The sequence below is a fragment of the Ruegeria sp. YTSA144 genome (assembly GCF_059610125.1).
In genome coordinates this window covers 1-14,230 of sequence record NZ_JBXWNA010000015.1, presented here as the reverse complement: position 1 = coordinate 14,230, position 14,230 = coordinate 1, and the positions used below count along the sequence as shown (strand labels likewise).

The 14,230-nt window shown below is 57.1% G+C and carries 15 protein-coding genes; 6 read left to right on the top strand and 9 right to left on the bottom strand.

The features are described from left to right. The first annotated feature begins 102 nt into the window (after positions 1-102). Positions 103-585, top strand: coding sequence for a HugZ family pyridoxamine 5'-phosphate oxidase (locus AC2FF8_RS19545; protein ID WP_496880517.1), 483 nt, complete (start codon positions 103-105; stop codon positions 583-585). Positions 586-588: 3 nt separating this feature from the next. On the opposite strand, the gene AC2FF8_RS19540 is transcribed toward AC2FF8_RS19545, so the two are convergent. The 5 genes from AC2FF8_RS19540 to AC2FF8_RS19520 form a co-directional block, all read right to left on the bottom strand. Beyond that, positions 589-996 carry a universal stress protein gene (locus AC2FF8_RS19540; RefSeq protein ID WP_170347318.1) on the bottom strand — a complete coding sequence of 136 codons (408 nt, stop codon included), beginning with the start codon at positions 994-996 and terminating at the stop codon, positions 589-591. 65 nt (positions 997-1,061) lie between these two features. Next, positions 1,062-1,388, bottom strand: a complete 327-nt coding sequence (locus tag AC2FF8_RS19535) for an antibiotic biosynthesis monooxygenase family protein (protein ID WP_152459145.1) — start codon at positions 1,386-1,388, stop codon at positions 1,062-1,064. 143 nt (positions 1,389-1,531) lie between these two features. Continuing rightward, positions 1,532-3,820 (bottom strand): glycosyl hydrolase family 28-related protein, encoded by a 2,289-nt coding sequence (locus AC2FF8_RS19530; protein ID WP_496880516.1) that lies wholly within the window; start codon positions 3,818-3,820, stop codon positions 1,532-1,534. A gap of 138 nt (positions 3,821-3,958) precedes the next feature. After that, the gene (locus AC2FF8_RS19525) at positions 3,959-4,360 is read right to left on the bottom strand and encodes a DUF4864 domain-containing protein (RefSeq protein ID WP_496880515.1); all 402 of its coding nucleotides are present in this window, start codon (positions 4,358-4,360) and stop codon (positions 3,959-3,961) included. A gap of 49 nt (positions 4,361-4,409) precedes the next feature. Then, complete coding sequence (locus AC2FF8_RS19520; protein ID WP_496880514.1) at positions 4,410-5,984, bottom strand: lysine--tRNA ligase; 1,575 nt, start codon at positions 5,982-5,984, stop codon at positions 4,410-4,412. Between the two features lie 364 nt (positions 5,985-6,348). Between AC2FF8_RS19520 and AC2FF8_RS19515 the strand changes: the two genes are divergently transcribed. The 3 genes from AC2FF8_RS19515 to AC2FF8_RS19505 all read left to right on the top strand — a co-directional run bounded on the left by AC2FF8_RS19515 (position 6,349) and on the right by AC2FF8_RS19505 (position 7,956). After that, positions 6,349-7,074 (top strand): class I SAM-dependent methyltransferase, encoded by a 726-nt coding sequence (locus AC2FF8_RS19515; RefSeq protein WP_496880513.1) that lies wholly within the window; start codon positions 6,349-6,351, stop codon positions 7,072-7,074. Continuing rightward, positions 7,071-7,445 carry an EamA family transporter gene (locus AC2FF8_RS19510; protein ID WP_496880512.1) on the top strand — a complete coding sequence of 125 codons (375 nt, stop codon included), beginning with the start codon at positions 7,071-7,073 and terminating at the stop codon, positions 7,443-7,445. Before AC2FF8_RS19515 ends, AC2FF8_RS19510 begins: the two co-directional genes overlap by 4 nt. Before the next feature lie 88 nt (positions 7,446-7,533). Beyond that, entirely contained in the window at positions 7,534-7,956 is a 423-nt protein-coding gene (locus AC2FF8_RS19505; protein WP_170347312.1) for a tellurite resistance TerB family protein, read from the top strand. Positions 7,957-7,975: 19 nt separating this feature from the next. Here AC2FF8_RS19505 and dacB read toward each other — a convergent pair whose 3' ends face one another. The 3 genes from dacB to AC2FF8_RS19490 form a co-directional block, all read right to left on the bottom strand. Next, a complete protein-coding gene (gene dacB / locus AC2FF8_RS19500; RefSeq protein WP_496880511.1) occupies positions 7,976-9,454 on the bottom strand; it encodes a D-alanyl-D-alanine carboxypeptidase/D-alanyl-D-alanine endopeptidase in 1,479 nt (492 codons plus the stop codon). Between the two features lie 66 nt (positions 9,455-9,520). Then, the gene (locus AC2FF8_RS19495; protein WP_170347363.1) at positions 9,521-10,141 is read right to left on the bottom strand and encodes a nicotinate-nucleotide adenylyltransferase; all 621 of its coding nucleotides are present in this window, start codon (positions 10,139-10,141) and stop codon (positions 9,521-9,523) included. 32 nt (positions 10,142-10,173) lie between these two features. Continuing rightward, entirely contained in the window at positions 10,174-10,644 is a 471-nt protein-coding gene (locus tag AC2FF8_RS19490; RefSeq protein ID WP_496880510.1) for an MOSC domain-containing protein, read from the bottom strand. 136 nt (positions 10,645-10,780) lie between these two features. Between AC2FF8_RS19490 and ettA the strand changes: the two genes are divergently transcribed. Further along, complete coding sequence (ettA, locus tag AC2FF8_RS19485; protein WP_257600014.1) at positions 10,781-12,448, top strand: energy-dependent translational throttle protein EttA; 1,668 nt, start codon at positions 10,781-10,783, stop codon at positions 12,446-12,448. A 130-nt stretch (positions 12,449-12,578) separates the two neighbouring features. Here ettA and AC2FF8_RS19480 read toward each other — a convergent pair whose 3' ends face one another. Further along, positions 12,579-13,361: a hypothetical protein gene (locus AC2FF8_RS19480; protein WP_496880509.1), complete on the bottom strand. Its 783-nt coding sequence runs from the start codon at positions 13,359-13,361 to the stop codon at positions 12,579-12,581. Positions 13,362-13,698: 337 nt separating this feature from the next. On the opposite strand from AC2FF8_RS19480, the gene AC2FF8_RS19475 reads away from it, so the two are divergent. After that, positions 13,699-13,869, top strand: a complete 171-nt coding sequence (locus tag AC2FF8_RS19475) for a hypothetical protein (RefSeq protein WP_425080018.1) — start codon at positions 13,699-13,701, stop codon at positions 13,867-13,869. Positions 13,870-14,230 lie beyond the last annotated feature (361 nt).

Here is a 14,230-nt window from a genome sequence, read left to right as displayed (position 1 = left end):
CCATATCGGCTGAGGTAAAACAAATGGCGCAATCCGTTTCAGGCACTTAAGATGACAAGGAACTTCATCTGCCCGTATTTTCTTTGCTGCCGAACCGATATCTTGACCCAATCCGATCCTTATCAGACGCCCGACACAGCGGCGCGCTCGCAAGCACAGGACCTTCTCTTTCAAGCCAAATGTGCCGCACTGGCCTTTCTGCGCCCTGACACCGGGTTGCCGTCTGTTTCGCGTATCGCGCTGGCCACGGATGAAGCAGGTTGCCCCATCTCGCTGATTTCAACCCTTGCGGAACATACGCTCGCGTTGAGCGCTTGCCCCAACTGCGCCCTTCTGATCGGAGAGCCCGCAGACAAAGGCGACCCGCTGACCCATCCGCGCCTGACCTTGCACGTGATCGCTCAGCCAGTTCACCGGGACGCGGAAGGCTATGGTGACTTGCGCGACTGGCACCTGGCGCGGCGGCCCAAAGCGAAACTCTACATCGATTTCGCCGATTTCGGACTGGTCCGGTTCGCCATTCAGGACGGCCTATTGAACGCCGGATTTGGCAGGGCCTACCGCCTTACCGCACAGGATTTCTAGCGCTCAGCGGACCACATGCACGGCGCATCCCGCATGGCGCACGACATGAGATGCGGTTGAGCCCAGCAACAGATCCTGCATCCCCGGTCGGTGGGATGCAATGATGATCAGGTCGGGTTTGTTCGCCTCGGCCCAATCCAGAATGGTCCGGCCGGAATGTCCTTCGATCACCAAACCCTTGGCATTCGGCAGTTGCGATGCCAGTTCATCCAGTTCTGTCTGAATCGCCTTACGCGCCTCTGTCAGGTATTCGGACGGCATGTACGAGATTGCATAGTTGGGAATATGCTCGACCACATGCAACAATGTCACCTGCGCGTCTGGCGTGGCCAGAATCCGGGCCAGCTTCAAAGGCCCGGATGTATCTCTTTCAGCATCGAACGAGATGGGGACCAGAATGTTGTGATACATGATGTGAGCCTCCATTTTTGCAGGCTCACTTTGAAACAGAATTGAATTTCAGGCTTTGATTCAGGTCAGGAACTGCCGAAAGTCTCAGCGACGTCATACATGACCGGCTCAAAGCTTTTGCAGAGCTCGTTGATCTTGCGGTTGCGATCGCGCATTTCAGGCGTGCGCAGCATGGCAAGGAAATCTTCGCGGCGTTCCCATTGCGAATAGTTTGCTATTCGGGTTTGCGCGTCATTGACGTGCAGCCCGGCGGAAACGAAACCTGGCTGCTTCGAAATGAATTCGGCATAGGCATCCGTCAGAGCTTCCAGAAGGTCCTGGCAGGTGCCAGGCGTCATTTCAAAGGTCGTGATAACTGTCTGAACACTGGCGTTTTTGGCGATTTTCAGCATCGGGATTCTCCACTTTCTGTCCCAAGCCTAACACATCAAAATGAAACGTCGCCTATTTCCTGCCGTTCTTGCAAACCGGGTCTTTCATTTACAGTCAGATCAGAGTGAAATGGCCACCCGTTTCGGGGTGGCCAGACAGCCTTTTAACGTTCCATGCGCATCAAAACCGAGGCCGTACCCTTTACATGCTCTGGCCAACGCAACAGAAAACTGTCGCCTGTCGCCCCCTGCTCGACCTCAACATGAGGCGCGCTGAAGACGTGGTTGTTGAACACCCCCGAGAGCACACCGATCGTCGCAACCCCATCGCAGCTTCTTGCTTTGCCGTCGAAAGGCAACTGCCCGTTTGCCGAAACAGGCCAAAGATTGGACACCGAGTTCTGCGTATAACGAACCCTCAACGGGTTTGCGGATTTCCTGGTTACGCCATGGTACGTATTGTTCTGGAAGGTAACGTTCGTGTGCCTGTCTTTGTTCAAGTCGGCAAAGCTTGTATCCACCCGTTCCGCTCGAAAGATTTCACCGCTCGTGGCACGGAACTTGTTGCCGGTCACGACCAAGCCATTGAGAAAATGCCCGGGCCCATAGGGGCGAATGACGATGAAACTAAACCAGGACGGGGCCTGACTGGAATAAAAGATGTTGTCCGTGATGCTCATTGCACTGAACGAAAAACCACTCGTGTATGTCGGCGACGGGTCGCGTTCATTCGTCCATTCGATGAAACAGTTGTCGACATAATTCTCGGCGATAGTGGAACTGTTGTAGGTGCCGATCATGATCAAACCGGCCGTACGCACACCTTGCGGGATGCTATCGCCCTGAAAGACATGGTTGCCCAGGATCATGTTGTTGTCACCGCCCAGAACGGCGAAATGTCTGAAACGCACCGCTCGGTTGTGGCGCAACTTCACATCGTTTGAATTGGTATTCAACGCAATGGAATACCGGTCCGTTACGACAAGGGATTCTTCTGCTGACAGGAACTGGCAATTGTCGATCAGCATGCCCTTGCACCCCGTTCCGGTCGACGTGATCCCCCGGTCTTTCGGGCGGCTGATAAAACAGTCGTTCAACGAAAATGTACTTCCGGCGGCCGCCAAACGAATTCCGCTGCATCGGCTGTTGCACTGTAATTCGATCTGTTCCATGCCGAATTTCCGAAGCGTGCTGAAGCCGCTAAAATCCAGCAGGTACTTGAAGGAATAGAATGTGAAAGACTGGGTCCCCGACGCCCCCACAAGAGGCGCGCTCAGCGTGATCTCACCCGCACCGACATTCTTTGACCGTACATAGATTTCGCGCCCGACTCCGCTGCCGGCAACATAGGACCCGACGGGAATGTTGGCGACATTCGCGACATTGGTCAGACGCGTTTTGTCGGACGGGTCATAGGTCGCGGTCGAGGTGAACGTTTCCGTATCCCACGCCGAACTGCTTTTGACGTCAAACTGACCATTCCGGATCACGCGACGGGTTGAAAAACCACTCTGCTTGTTGGGAACCGCTGCTGCCATATCGATCGGCGCGGTGACGGAAATCTTGCGACCACCCAAATCCAGCGAGTCATGATCCGAATTGTTCAGAAGGGCCTGAAACGCTTTTTTGAATGCCAGTTCTTCGTCTCCGAAAGCCGAAATGTAAGCCGGCAGATGGAAATCCTTTGTCAGCAACAGCATCTTGTCATCCGGCATGGTGACTGTGCCTTCAAAGTCCATTTCGGACGTCATACTGGTGTTTTCGGCCAGATGATAAGTCCCTTGCGGAACGTAAACCCGACGGCCACCCGCCGCCTGGTCGGCCGCTTCAAACGCAGCCGAATCGTCCGTCACACCGTCGCCGATGGCCCCGTAGTCGCGCACATCCACAACACTGATCATCTCACGCAGGAAGACACCGGTGACATCCGTGATCTCCAGATCGTCGACGCGCACCAGCGCCCCATTCGCGCCCTCAATATCCAGACCGAAATGGCCATACAGGGCGGCCAGCCCCCAGGGCATGTCCACGCCGGGGCGCTTGCCGGTTCCGACAATCGCCGTTATTTCATGCACGCTTCCATAGCCCGACAGCTGTGTTGCAGGCCCCTGCTCCACGACACCTGCCACATGCGTGTCACCTGCGCCCCCGGCCCAGGCCGCTATGCGCACCGACGGTAAAGGACCGCTGATCGCCTTGACCCGCGCTTTGATCTGCAAATAGCAACCGGGCAAAATCGGCGTCTGGCCCATATATCGAAGCTGTTGGGTAGTTTGAACTTTCAGGATCTCCAGACAGCCACCAAAATCGGCATCCGCAGGCACAAAAACCCCGGTGCCGGATCCACCATAAGTGGGCGAGCCCGGCGTTCCGTCCCCCGCAGACCATACGGTCAGGCCATTCGCGAATTGAGGCGGCATGAAGACGATGCCGTCAGTGATTGCCTTGTTCATTGAAAACCCTTTCTAAATCGCGCCGCGCCAATCTGGCGACGCGTCCAAACCCCGTGTCCAGGTCCGCCCCGAACGCGTCAGTCTGAATACCGAAAGAGAGTTAACCACGGCTCATCTCACCGTGACGGTGGTGTTGCCTCAGGCCGCAGGGTCCGCGTTACCCAACAATTGGACGCCGTTGATTTTCCAACCGCCTTCCAGAGGGGTCATCTGATAGTCCAGTATGTGCACACGCCCGTTTGCATCCGTGATCATCACCTTCTGCCACAAGGCTCCTGCAATTTCACGCAATTCCAGAAAACGTATGTCGGCTGGACGCCAGACCATAGGATATCCATTGCGCACCATCTGTCCGAAATTGTCGGGGGTCTGAAAAAGGCGCTGGATGCTGGGGCTGGCAAAGGTGAAGGCCGTGGCAAAATCATCCGCCTTGAAGGCCTGTATCTGCGCCGAAATGTTTGCTTCGATCTCTGCGTTTTGCGCAAATGCGCCCGACCCCAGCCCGACACTCAGGGATACAGCAAGCAAAAATCGACGCATGGGGCCACCTCCTGCAAAAAAGAGTAGCCCCATACGGGATCAGGTCAAATCAGGTCAGCTCTCCGGCCAAAGCCTTGTCGATCAGGGCAATTGTTTCAGGCACACCGTACAGCGCGATAAAGCCGCCAAAACGCGGGCCCTGCGATGCACCCAGAAGCACTTCGTACAACGCGGTGAACCAACCGCGCATGGGGTCGAACCTCTCACGCCCGATGGAATAGACCACCGATTGCAGCGCCTCGTCCTCGGCCGGGCCATCATAAGCTTCAAGCGCGGCTTTCAGCGCTTCCAGCGCCTCACGCTCCTGATCCGTAGGTGCGCGGTGTTTGCGCGTTGGTTTGACGAAATCGTTGAAGTAGCGAACCGCAAAGCCCGCAGCCTGATCCAGATCGGGATGGCTTTCAGCTGTTGCTTCCGGCGCATAGCGGCGAATAAATCCCCACAGCGTCTCCTTGTCTTCCGCGCCCGAGACCGACGCCAGGTTCAGCAACATCGCAAACGGTACGATCAGGGTCGATTCAGGAACGTCGCCACCATGAATGTGCCAGACCGGATTGTTCAACCGAGCTTTCAGGTCCTGCCCCGGATAGGCGCGCAACTGTTGATGATATTCGTCATAAGCCTTCGGGATCACGTCAAAATGCATCCGCTTGGCCGTTTTGGGCTTTTGATACATGAAATACGCCAGGCTTTCGGTCGGTGCATAGGTCAGCCATTCGTCGATCGACACACCATTGCCGGACGATTTCGAGATCTTCTGGCCATTCTCATCCAGGAACAGCTCATAGGAAAAATGCTCGGGCGCGCGGCCGCCCAATGCACGGCAGATCGCGTCATAGATCTTTTCGTTGGTCGCATGTTCCTTGCCGTACATCTCGAAATCGACACCCAGCGCTGCCCAGCGCGCCCCGAAATCCGGCTTCCATTGCAGTTTCACGTTGCCGCCAGTCACGGGCAGGGTCCATTCCTTGCCGTCCTCGTCATCGAATGTGACGGTATAGGTCTCAGCGCAAACCTTCTTCATCGGCACATACAGAACCCGCCCGGTTTCCGGATGGATCGGCAGGAAAATCGAATAGGTCTGCTGGCGTTCTTCCCGCAGGCTTTTGAGCATGATGGCCATGATGTCGTCATAGCGCTCGACCGCGCGCTTCAGGATCTCGTCGAACTGGCCTGAGCGATAGAAATCGCGCGCCGAATAGAACTCATAGTCGAACCCGAACGTATCGAGGAACCGGCGCAACATCGCGTTGTTGTGCTCGCCGAAGCTGGGGTATTCGCCAAACGGATCGGGAACCGAAGTCAGCGGACGCTGCAAATGCTCTTCAAGCGCCTCCGGGTTGGGCACGTTGCTGGGCACTTTGCGCATCCCGTCCAGATCGTCCGAAAAACAGATCAGCTTGGTCGGTATGTCCGAAAGCGCCTCGAACGCGCGCTTGACCATCGTAGTCCGCGCAACTTCGCCGAACGTACCGATGTGTGGAAGGCCCGACGGGCCGTAACCGGTTTCGAACAGCACATACCCCTTTTCCGGAGCACCTTTCTGATAGCGTTTGAGCAACCGGCGCGCCTCTTCAAAAGGCCAGGCCTTGGACGACATCGCGGTTTCACGCAGTTCAGACATTTCAATGTGCTCCATCGGGGAAAATGTCACGGTCACCCCATGCAACCGGACCGGCCCCTCCTATTGTGCCAGTGCAGCATGAGTCAATAAAGCAGTGGCGCAATTCGCGACACACTGCGCCAAGAAACAGTCGCCCTCGGGCCGGTAGGGAAACCGTTTTTGGGCCCGCAAACACTCTGTCGGGGATATTTGCGCTGCATTTTCACCGGCCAGCCTTACTCAGGCCACAATGGTGGTTCGGTTGTTCCCCGAAACAAAAAAGACACGGGTGCGGGCGCAAACTTGACCTGGTTGTTTCGCACGCTTACCGGGCGGTGTTAGACAAAGGCGACACGGGGGTTTTCCCCGGACCAGAGGAAACGGGATGCGACGCGAAACCACCAACCGTATACGCTTTGTACTCGAAGATATCGTGCCGCCCATCCTGCGTGACAGCGCCGCTTTTCATTGGCTGGCATGCAGGGTTTGGGGCGACCATATCACGCGCCTTGCCGAATTCCGTGAACGCGCAACCTACCTGACGGATGACGAATACGAAAAACTCTACCGCGATCATCCGCGCGTGCATCAGGGCACCGACAATTCCGAAGCCTGCATCAAGCGGATAGCAAGGGATATCGTTGGGCAAAGCATCTGCGATATCGGCTGCGGCACCGGAGTTCTTTTGCAACGCATCAAAGCCGCCCGACCGGATATCACGCAGCTGACAGGGGTGGATTTCGTCGTCGATGATGCGGATGCCATCGACAATATCGACTATGTCGCCGCCCGGATCGAAGAGCTTCCGTTTGAAGACAACAGCTTTGACACCGTCATCTGCACCCATGTGATCGAGCATCTTCTGGACTACCGGCAAGCGATCGCTGAACTGCGTCGTGTCGCGCGAAAACGCGTCATTATCGTCGTCCCGCGTGAACGCGAAAGCAGGTTCACCTTCAATCCACATTTCAACTTTTTCCCCTACACACACAGCTTTCTGCGTGCCGTGCATCCCAGCCCGGACATCCATGTCTGCGACGATCTGGGGCGCGACATCTATTACTGTGAAGACCGCCCCAAGGAAAAACCGGAACCGGAACAACAAGGATGACCCCGCCCGCCCCCACGACAATGGTCTGGGCTGGGTTGCTGTGCACACCAGTCATGATCTCAGCCGGGCAAATCCTGTTCAAACTGGCAGGAAACCGGATTGATGGGCGCGAAGCCTCCGGATTGGCGAGCCTCATCCAGACGCTTTTCGATCCTTTCCTTCTGACAGCCTTTGCCATCTATGGCTCGGCAACGGTGCTGTGGGTGTATGTCCTGCGGTATCTGACACTGTCCCAGGCCTACCCCTTCATGGCCCTCAGTTTCGTTCTTGTGCCACTTGCCTCGCACGTCTTCTTCGGCGAAACACTTGGGCTGCGCTACTGGCTGGGGGCTGCGCTTTTGATTTCGGGAATGATGGTCATGAACACCTGATCGCACGGGGTGGATGAAACAAGGTGTTGAACCTGACCCGCTGCGCTCATATCGTGCGTCTTCGAACAACCCCAATCAGGACCATCCCATGACCGAGCAAGTGCCCCACCCGATGTCCCCGCAGGATTGCCTTGTGGCGATCATGGTTGCAGTCTCGGCCTCTGACGAAAACATCCGAACCGCCGAGCTGGTCAAGATCGAAGTTGCCGTCAACATGTTGCCGGTCTTTGCAGGATACGACAGCGATCGGACCCGTCGCGTATCGCAGGTTGTTTTTGACCTGTTCGAACAGGAAGACGGGCTGGATGCGCTGTTTGGCCTGATCCGTGAAAACCTGCCCGAGCGTCTGAACGAAACGGCCTATGCTCTGGCTTGCGATGTTGCGGCTGCCGATGGTGCGCTGGCCGAAACGGAACTGCGCCTGCTGGAAGAAATCCGGTACGAGCTGAATATCGACCGTCTGCATGCCGCCGCAATCGAACGCGGGGCGCGCGCACGCCACACGGTCTGATCCGGGCAATCTACGGGTTTCAGCTTCCGTAGAGTGCGCCCCAACGTTCCAGCAAGGCCCGTTGCAGTTTCCGCGACCTGCGGTTCCAACTGCGCGCACCTTCAGGCCGTTCACGTTGTGCGCGTGGGATCTTGGCGCGATGGGCCACGTCCGCCGTAAAAATGGCAAAAGCCAGATCAACCCCGTCCGCCGTTGTCAGGAAACCGCCCAGCCCGGATACGAAGTTCAATGTCCCTGTCTTGGCATCGACCTTGATCGGGTGGTTCTTGACCGGCCGTCCATTGCGATCCGTCAAGGCAAATGGCTTCATCAATGGGCGCAATGCGCCCATTTTCCGGGCCGCGACAAGGGCCGCGACCAGATCCGCCGGCACCATACGCGAGGCATCGCCAAGACCGGAATGATCGACCATCGCGATCCCGTTCACGCCAAAGCTCTGAGACGCCCAGAGATTCATCTCGGCCGCCGACTCTGCCAGGTTCCGTGGGTCAGCGCCACGCGCTTTGGTTGCGGCCAATCCGACCATCTCGGCTGTCAGGTTAGTTGAGTATTTCAGCATCCCGCGCAAAATACTGTCCAATGGATCGCTGCGATGCACGACAAGGTCGACACCTTTTGGCGCCTCTCGTGTCACCTGCACCCGATTCAGAACGATTCCATTGGATCGGGCCAAAGTGCGAAACACATCACCCGCATACAATGCCGGTTTGCGTACAGGCAGCCAGCGCGCCCCGCCATTGCCCAGCGCGCCCTTGGCCACGGTCCAGCGATCCTGACGCGGGCTTGGCTGATACGTATAGATCGGCAAGCTGCGGTTCTCGACCCGCATGGCTGCCACATCCACTGCCGGCACATAGCGCGCGCTGCGTGCATCCATGGTCACATCATAACCCTTACCGGCACGCTTCCACTCGAAATGGACCCGATTGAAATTCAACGATATCCCACTGATCGCCGGGCTGTACCCCACATGATCCGGCTGTCCGGGATCAATACTGAACACGAAGGGCAGCGCCCCGTCATAGACCTTGAAGGCTCCGCGAACCTCGATAATTCCGGCTTCGCGCAGGTTGGCCGCCATCGTGGCCAGCGAATCCGTGTCCAACAGCGGATCGCCCCCGCCTGCCAGTATCAGATCGCCATGCAGAATTCCGTTTTCAATTGGCCCATCTGCGATCAAACGGGTTTCGAACCGATGGTCAGGTCCCAGAACGTCCAGCGCGTAAAGCGCGGTCATCGCCTTGCCGACGCTGGCCGGGGGCAAACCCGTACCTTCGCCAAAAACCTCCAGCGTCGTCCCCGTCGCCACATCCGCAACGGCGAAAACAACTTCGCCCGTCAACCCTGCGGCTGCGACCAAACGCTCGGCGCCACTCAACGGCACACCACGCGCGCGCGGCCTGAGCGAGACCAACGGCGCCTGCGCCAGACCAGCTACCGGGATCAGAGATGCCCCCAATCCCCCCAGAAACACACGACGTGAAAAACGACCAGTCATAGGTGAAATAAAATCCCACAGATCAAATGCGCGCAACCACTCGCCGCGATTATGCGCCCGGCAAGGCTATTCCGGCAACACTTCCGCGCGCCATTCGCCGCGTGTCCGAATCTCAGTGGAACTGACATCAACCATCGGCACGTTCACGAAACACCAGGCCGGAGCCTGCGCCCGCCCCAAAAGATGCCGCGCCTGCCCGTCGATCCTGTACTTGGCATAAACCCGCGCCGCCCTGGACATCCGGGCGGATATCCGGTCGCCGGGCCGTGCGACCACACCGACAGGGACGCTGTCCATGATCCTCCGCCAATCTTTCCAGCGGTGAAATTGCGCCAGATTGTCCGCCCCCATCAGCCAGACAAATCGGACCTGTGGATACAATCGCTGCAATGCTGTCAGAGTATCCGCAGTCGCGCGCGTACCCGTCAGCGCCTCGATGTCCGTCACCTCGACCCCTGGGTGCTGCATCACATTCCGTGCTGCCGACAGTCGCCTGTCCATGGGGGCCGGCCCGCGTTCCTTCAACGGATTGCCCGGCGATACCAGCCACCAAACCCGATCCAGCCCGAACGCCTTCATCGCCTCAAGCGTGACATGCACATGGCCTTGATGCGGTGGATCAAACGACCCGCCGAACAGACCGACGACCTGCCCAGGTCGCGCATAGGGTATGCCGTACCGCTCCATACCCTGCTGATGTTCAGAACTGCGGGGCGTTGTCAATCAACAGGTTGCACCACATCGCCCAGCCGAACCCGCCCGGGTCGCACGACTTCAGCACACCAACCCCCATGCCCACGCACGGCGGAATATCCACCCTTGCCCAGCGCTTCTTCCATCCGGCTGCATGGCGCACAGATCACGGTAAATCGCAAAATGGCCTCGCCCACCTGCACCTCGCGTCCTTTGAGCGCCGCCAGATTGATCCCCGACACCACCAGATTGCGCCGCAGGATATCGGGCGCGACCGGCCCCTGCCCCAGGTACGACCCAATCGCCGCCAGATGCTCCTGTTGGATCAAAGTCACCGCCCGTTTGCCTGCTCGCGCGCGGTCACTGATCAGACCGGCCTCAGCAATCACGGATTCCTCCAGTGACACCATCTCGGCCCGGCGCTCTGGTCGCGCTCCGATCCAAGTTACGCAACCGGGCTGCGCCCAACCCGCAATCAATTCCGCCAGTTCCGGCATAACGCCCCCATTTTCAGCGCACTCAAACTATGCCGCCCGGCCCAAAGACGAAATTCACAATACCACCAGCTTGCCCCGCCCGTCCCGCTCGGATATCCAGCGTTTCAACCAAATTTCCCGACCCAGAGGACGCGACATGGCCGCCTATCAATATGTCTACCACATGCAGGGTGTCTCCAAGACCTATCCCGGTGGCAAGAAATGCTTTGAAAACATCCACCTGAGCTTTCTGCCCGGCGTGAAGATCGGTGTCGTCGGCGTCAACGGTGCGGGTAAATCGACCCTGATGAAGATCATGGCCGGCCTCGACACCGACTTCACCGGCGAGGCATGGGCCGCCGAGGGCGCCAAGGTCGGCTATCTGCCGCAGGAACCGCAACTGGACGAATCCCTGACCGTTCGTGAAAATGTCATGCTGGGCGTGGCCGGGAAAAAGGCCAAGGTCGACCGGTTCAACGAGATCGCGATGGAGATCGCCGAGAACTACTCGGACGAGCTGATGGAGGAAATGACCGCCCTTCAGGACGCGATCGACGCGGAAAACCTGTGGGATCTGGACAGCCAGATCGACGTTTCGATGGAGGCGCTGCGCTGCCCGCCGGACGACGCCGACATCGCCAATCTTTCGGGCGGTGAAAAACGCCGCGTGGCGCTGTGCAAGCTGCTGCTGGAAGCGCCCGACATGCTGCTGTTGGACGAACCGACCAACCACCTTGACGCCGAGACCATCGCCTGGCTGCAACAGCACCTGATCGACTACAAAGGTACCATCCTGATCGTCACCCACGACCGCTACTTCCTGGATGACATCACCGGCTGGATTCTCGAATTGGACCGCGGCCGCGGCATCCCCTACGAGGGCAACTACTCCTCGTGGCTGGAACAAAAGGCCAAGCGGCTGGAGCAGGAAGCCCGCGAGGACAAATCCAAGCAGAAGACGCTACAGCGCGAACTGGAATGGATGCGTCAGGGTCAAAAGGCGCGTCAGGCCAAGTCCAAAGCCCGGATCAACGCCTATAACGAGCTGGCCGAACAGTCCGAGCGCGAAAAACTGACCCGCGCTCAGATCGTCATCCCCAACGGCCCGCGCCTGGGCAGCAAAGTGATCGAGGTCAACGGGTTGGCCAAGCACATGGGCGACAAGCAACTGATCGAAAATCTCTCGTTCAGCCTGCCGCCCGGTGGCATCGTCGGCGTGATCGGCCCCAACGGCGCCGGTAAATCGACCCTGTTCAAAATGCTCACCGGCCAGGAAAAGCCCGACGCCGGCACCATCGAATACGGCGATACGGTGCAGCTGTCCTATGTCGATCAGTCGCGCGACGACCTCAACGACAACGACACCGTGTGGGAGGCGATCACCGGCGGCGCCGAGATCATCCAGCTGGGCGACGCGCAGGTCAATTCCCGCGCCTATTGCTCGTCCTTCAACTTCAAGGGCGGCGACCAGCAGAAAAAGGTCTCTCTGCTGTCAGGGGGTGAGCGCAACCGCGTCCACATGGCCCGCCTGCTGAAAGAGGGCGGCAACGTCCTGCTGCTGGATGAGCCGACCAACGACCTCGACGTCGAAACCCTGCGCGCGCTGGAAGATGCCCTTGTCGATTTCGCCGGCTGCGCCGTGGTGATCTCGCACGACCGTTTCTTCCTCGACAGGATCTGTACGCATATTCTGGCGTTTGAGGGGGATGCCCATGTCGAGTGGTTCGAGGGCAATTTCGAGGATTACGAAGAGGACAAAAAGCGCCGTCTGGGACCCGACGCGCTGGAGCCCAAGCGGTTGAAGCATAAGAAGTTTGCACGGTGAGGGCTTGAACCACATCTCTAAGGGCAGGAGTGAGTAGGCTTCGACCGCACCGATTAATCCCACCTACACGAAGTATAATGTTAAACTTGGGCCTTCCGTTGCCGTTTTTGAGTACTGATGGTTCGACTATTTAGCGTCTGCCTAGCTCAGCATGTAGCATGAGCCCTTCCTCATACACTATCCTGTCGAGTTCCTTAATCATGTCCCCAAGGAACCCGACAGTACTAAGTTGAAGGGCCCGCGCGATTTCTGATGGCCTCTTGCCCTCGGCGCTTCGAGAAAAAGGATCCGGCGAAATCGAATTAAAACCTTCATCTCCATGTATATCCTCCCAAATTTTCAATGTTCTTCCATACAATTTTTCTCTTGAGATATATGTTACTAGTATACTTTGCTTTCCCCCAAATCTTACAAAGAATAGACCATCCAATGTTGGTATTGGCACCGTCGACTGATGACCTAGAAGGTTTATAGTTGAAACCCATCCAGAAATTTTTCTGATAAATCCCCTAACCTCCCTAAGTGATTTTGCGCCACCCCTTAGATACAATCGCTGCAACGCGTGATTTGTAATGACAGAATGTGGGCTTTCGCAATGCGTCCAGCGGCCCAAAGTTTCTTGGTCAAAAAAGTGATTTCGCAAAACTAAACGTGGAAAATCCCCCTGTTCTTGGTGCGCAACCATAAATCTAAGTTTGCGATAGTTTTTTTGGCATTGAAATCCAAATATTTCGTCTTGAAAAGGACTCCTTAAAGACAAAACCAATCTCTTTCGGTCTCGTTGGCTGTTGTCCTTCCAATTCAATTTTCTCATTTCTTTTTCTGAAAACCTAAGGAAATCGCCTTCAAACAACTGGCACTCCTCAACGATTTGACGGGCATGACCTTTCGCCAAATAATCTTTCTCTTTCAATAGATAACTCCATGATTCTGCTGATCTCACCAGTCAGATGGCTAACAGCACATTGCAATTCAAGACGTGATGGCAAACGTAAGTTGAGTGCTCGCACCCTTCACGCCAACTGGTAGGCCGGGCTTCAGCCCGGCACCCCTCGAAACACCCACACCTTTACCAACACCCGCCGATGAATGGCCTCAAAACCCTTCAATCGCTCTGAGGGGAATGGTGGATGCCGGGCTGAAGCCCGGCCTACGGGGGGTGTTCTTTGTATCACGGCTCTCCGAATGCCCCGCCCGTCACACAACCGCTCCATTCCGGATCAACCCGACCCCCGCGGATATCGCGATAGATGAACGATTACGGTCACTCGGTCGAGTGCTTCCCCAGCCCGCTCATGAATGCGGCCGCCAAGCAGCAGCGGCTCAACATAACATACATTGGACTGATTGCAGGGGCAGCACTTTGCCAGATCGGTTTCCGCGAAACCTTCCGACCCGACACCTATAAGCCCGGCCTCTGAACCTTCCGATCGGGGTTCACTGCACCAAAGTTCACAGGAAACGATTTCAACCTTTTCTGTCAGGTCCTGTTCCCGCTCTGTGAGTTCCAGCAACAGTTCGAACATTTCTGGGTTTAGCATCCAGGCCGTAAACCACAACGCGTTTGGCAGGATGCGGTATTCACGGCCACAGAAGAAGTTTGACACTCTCTCTTGTCACCCGGCCCCAACACTGCTAAACGCACCCAATCTTGCGGCCTCGGATTCGTTCCGGGGCCTTAGATATTTTGAACCGGGGACCTTCGGGGCCCTATACCCTTGGCACCTACGGGGGCCTCTCACATAGCGGGGAACCCCCTCGCACTTGCTAAACGGAAGACAG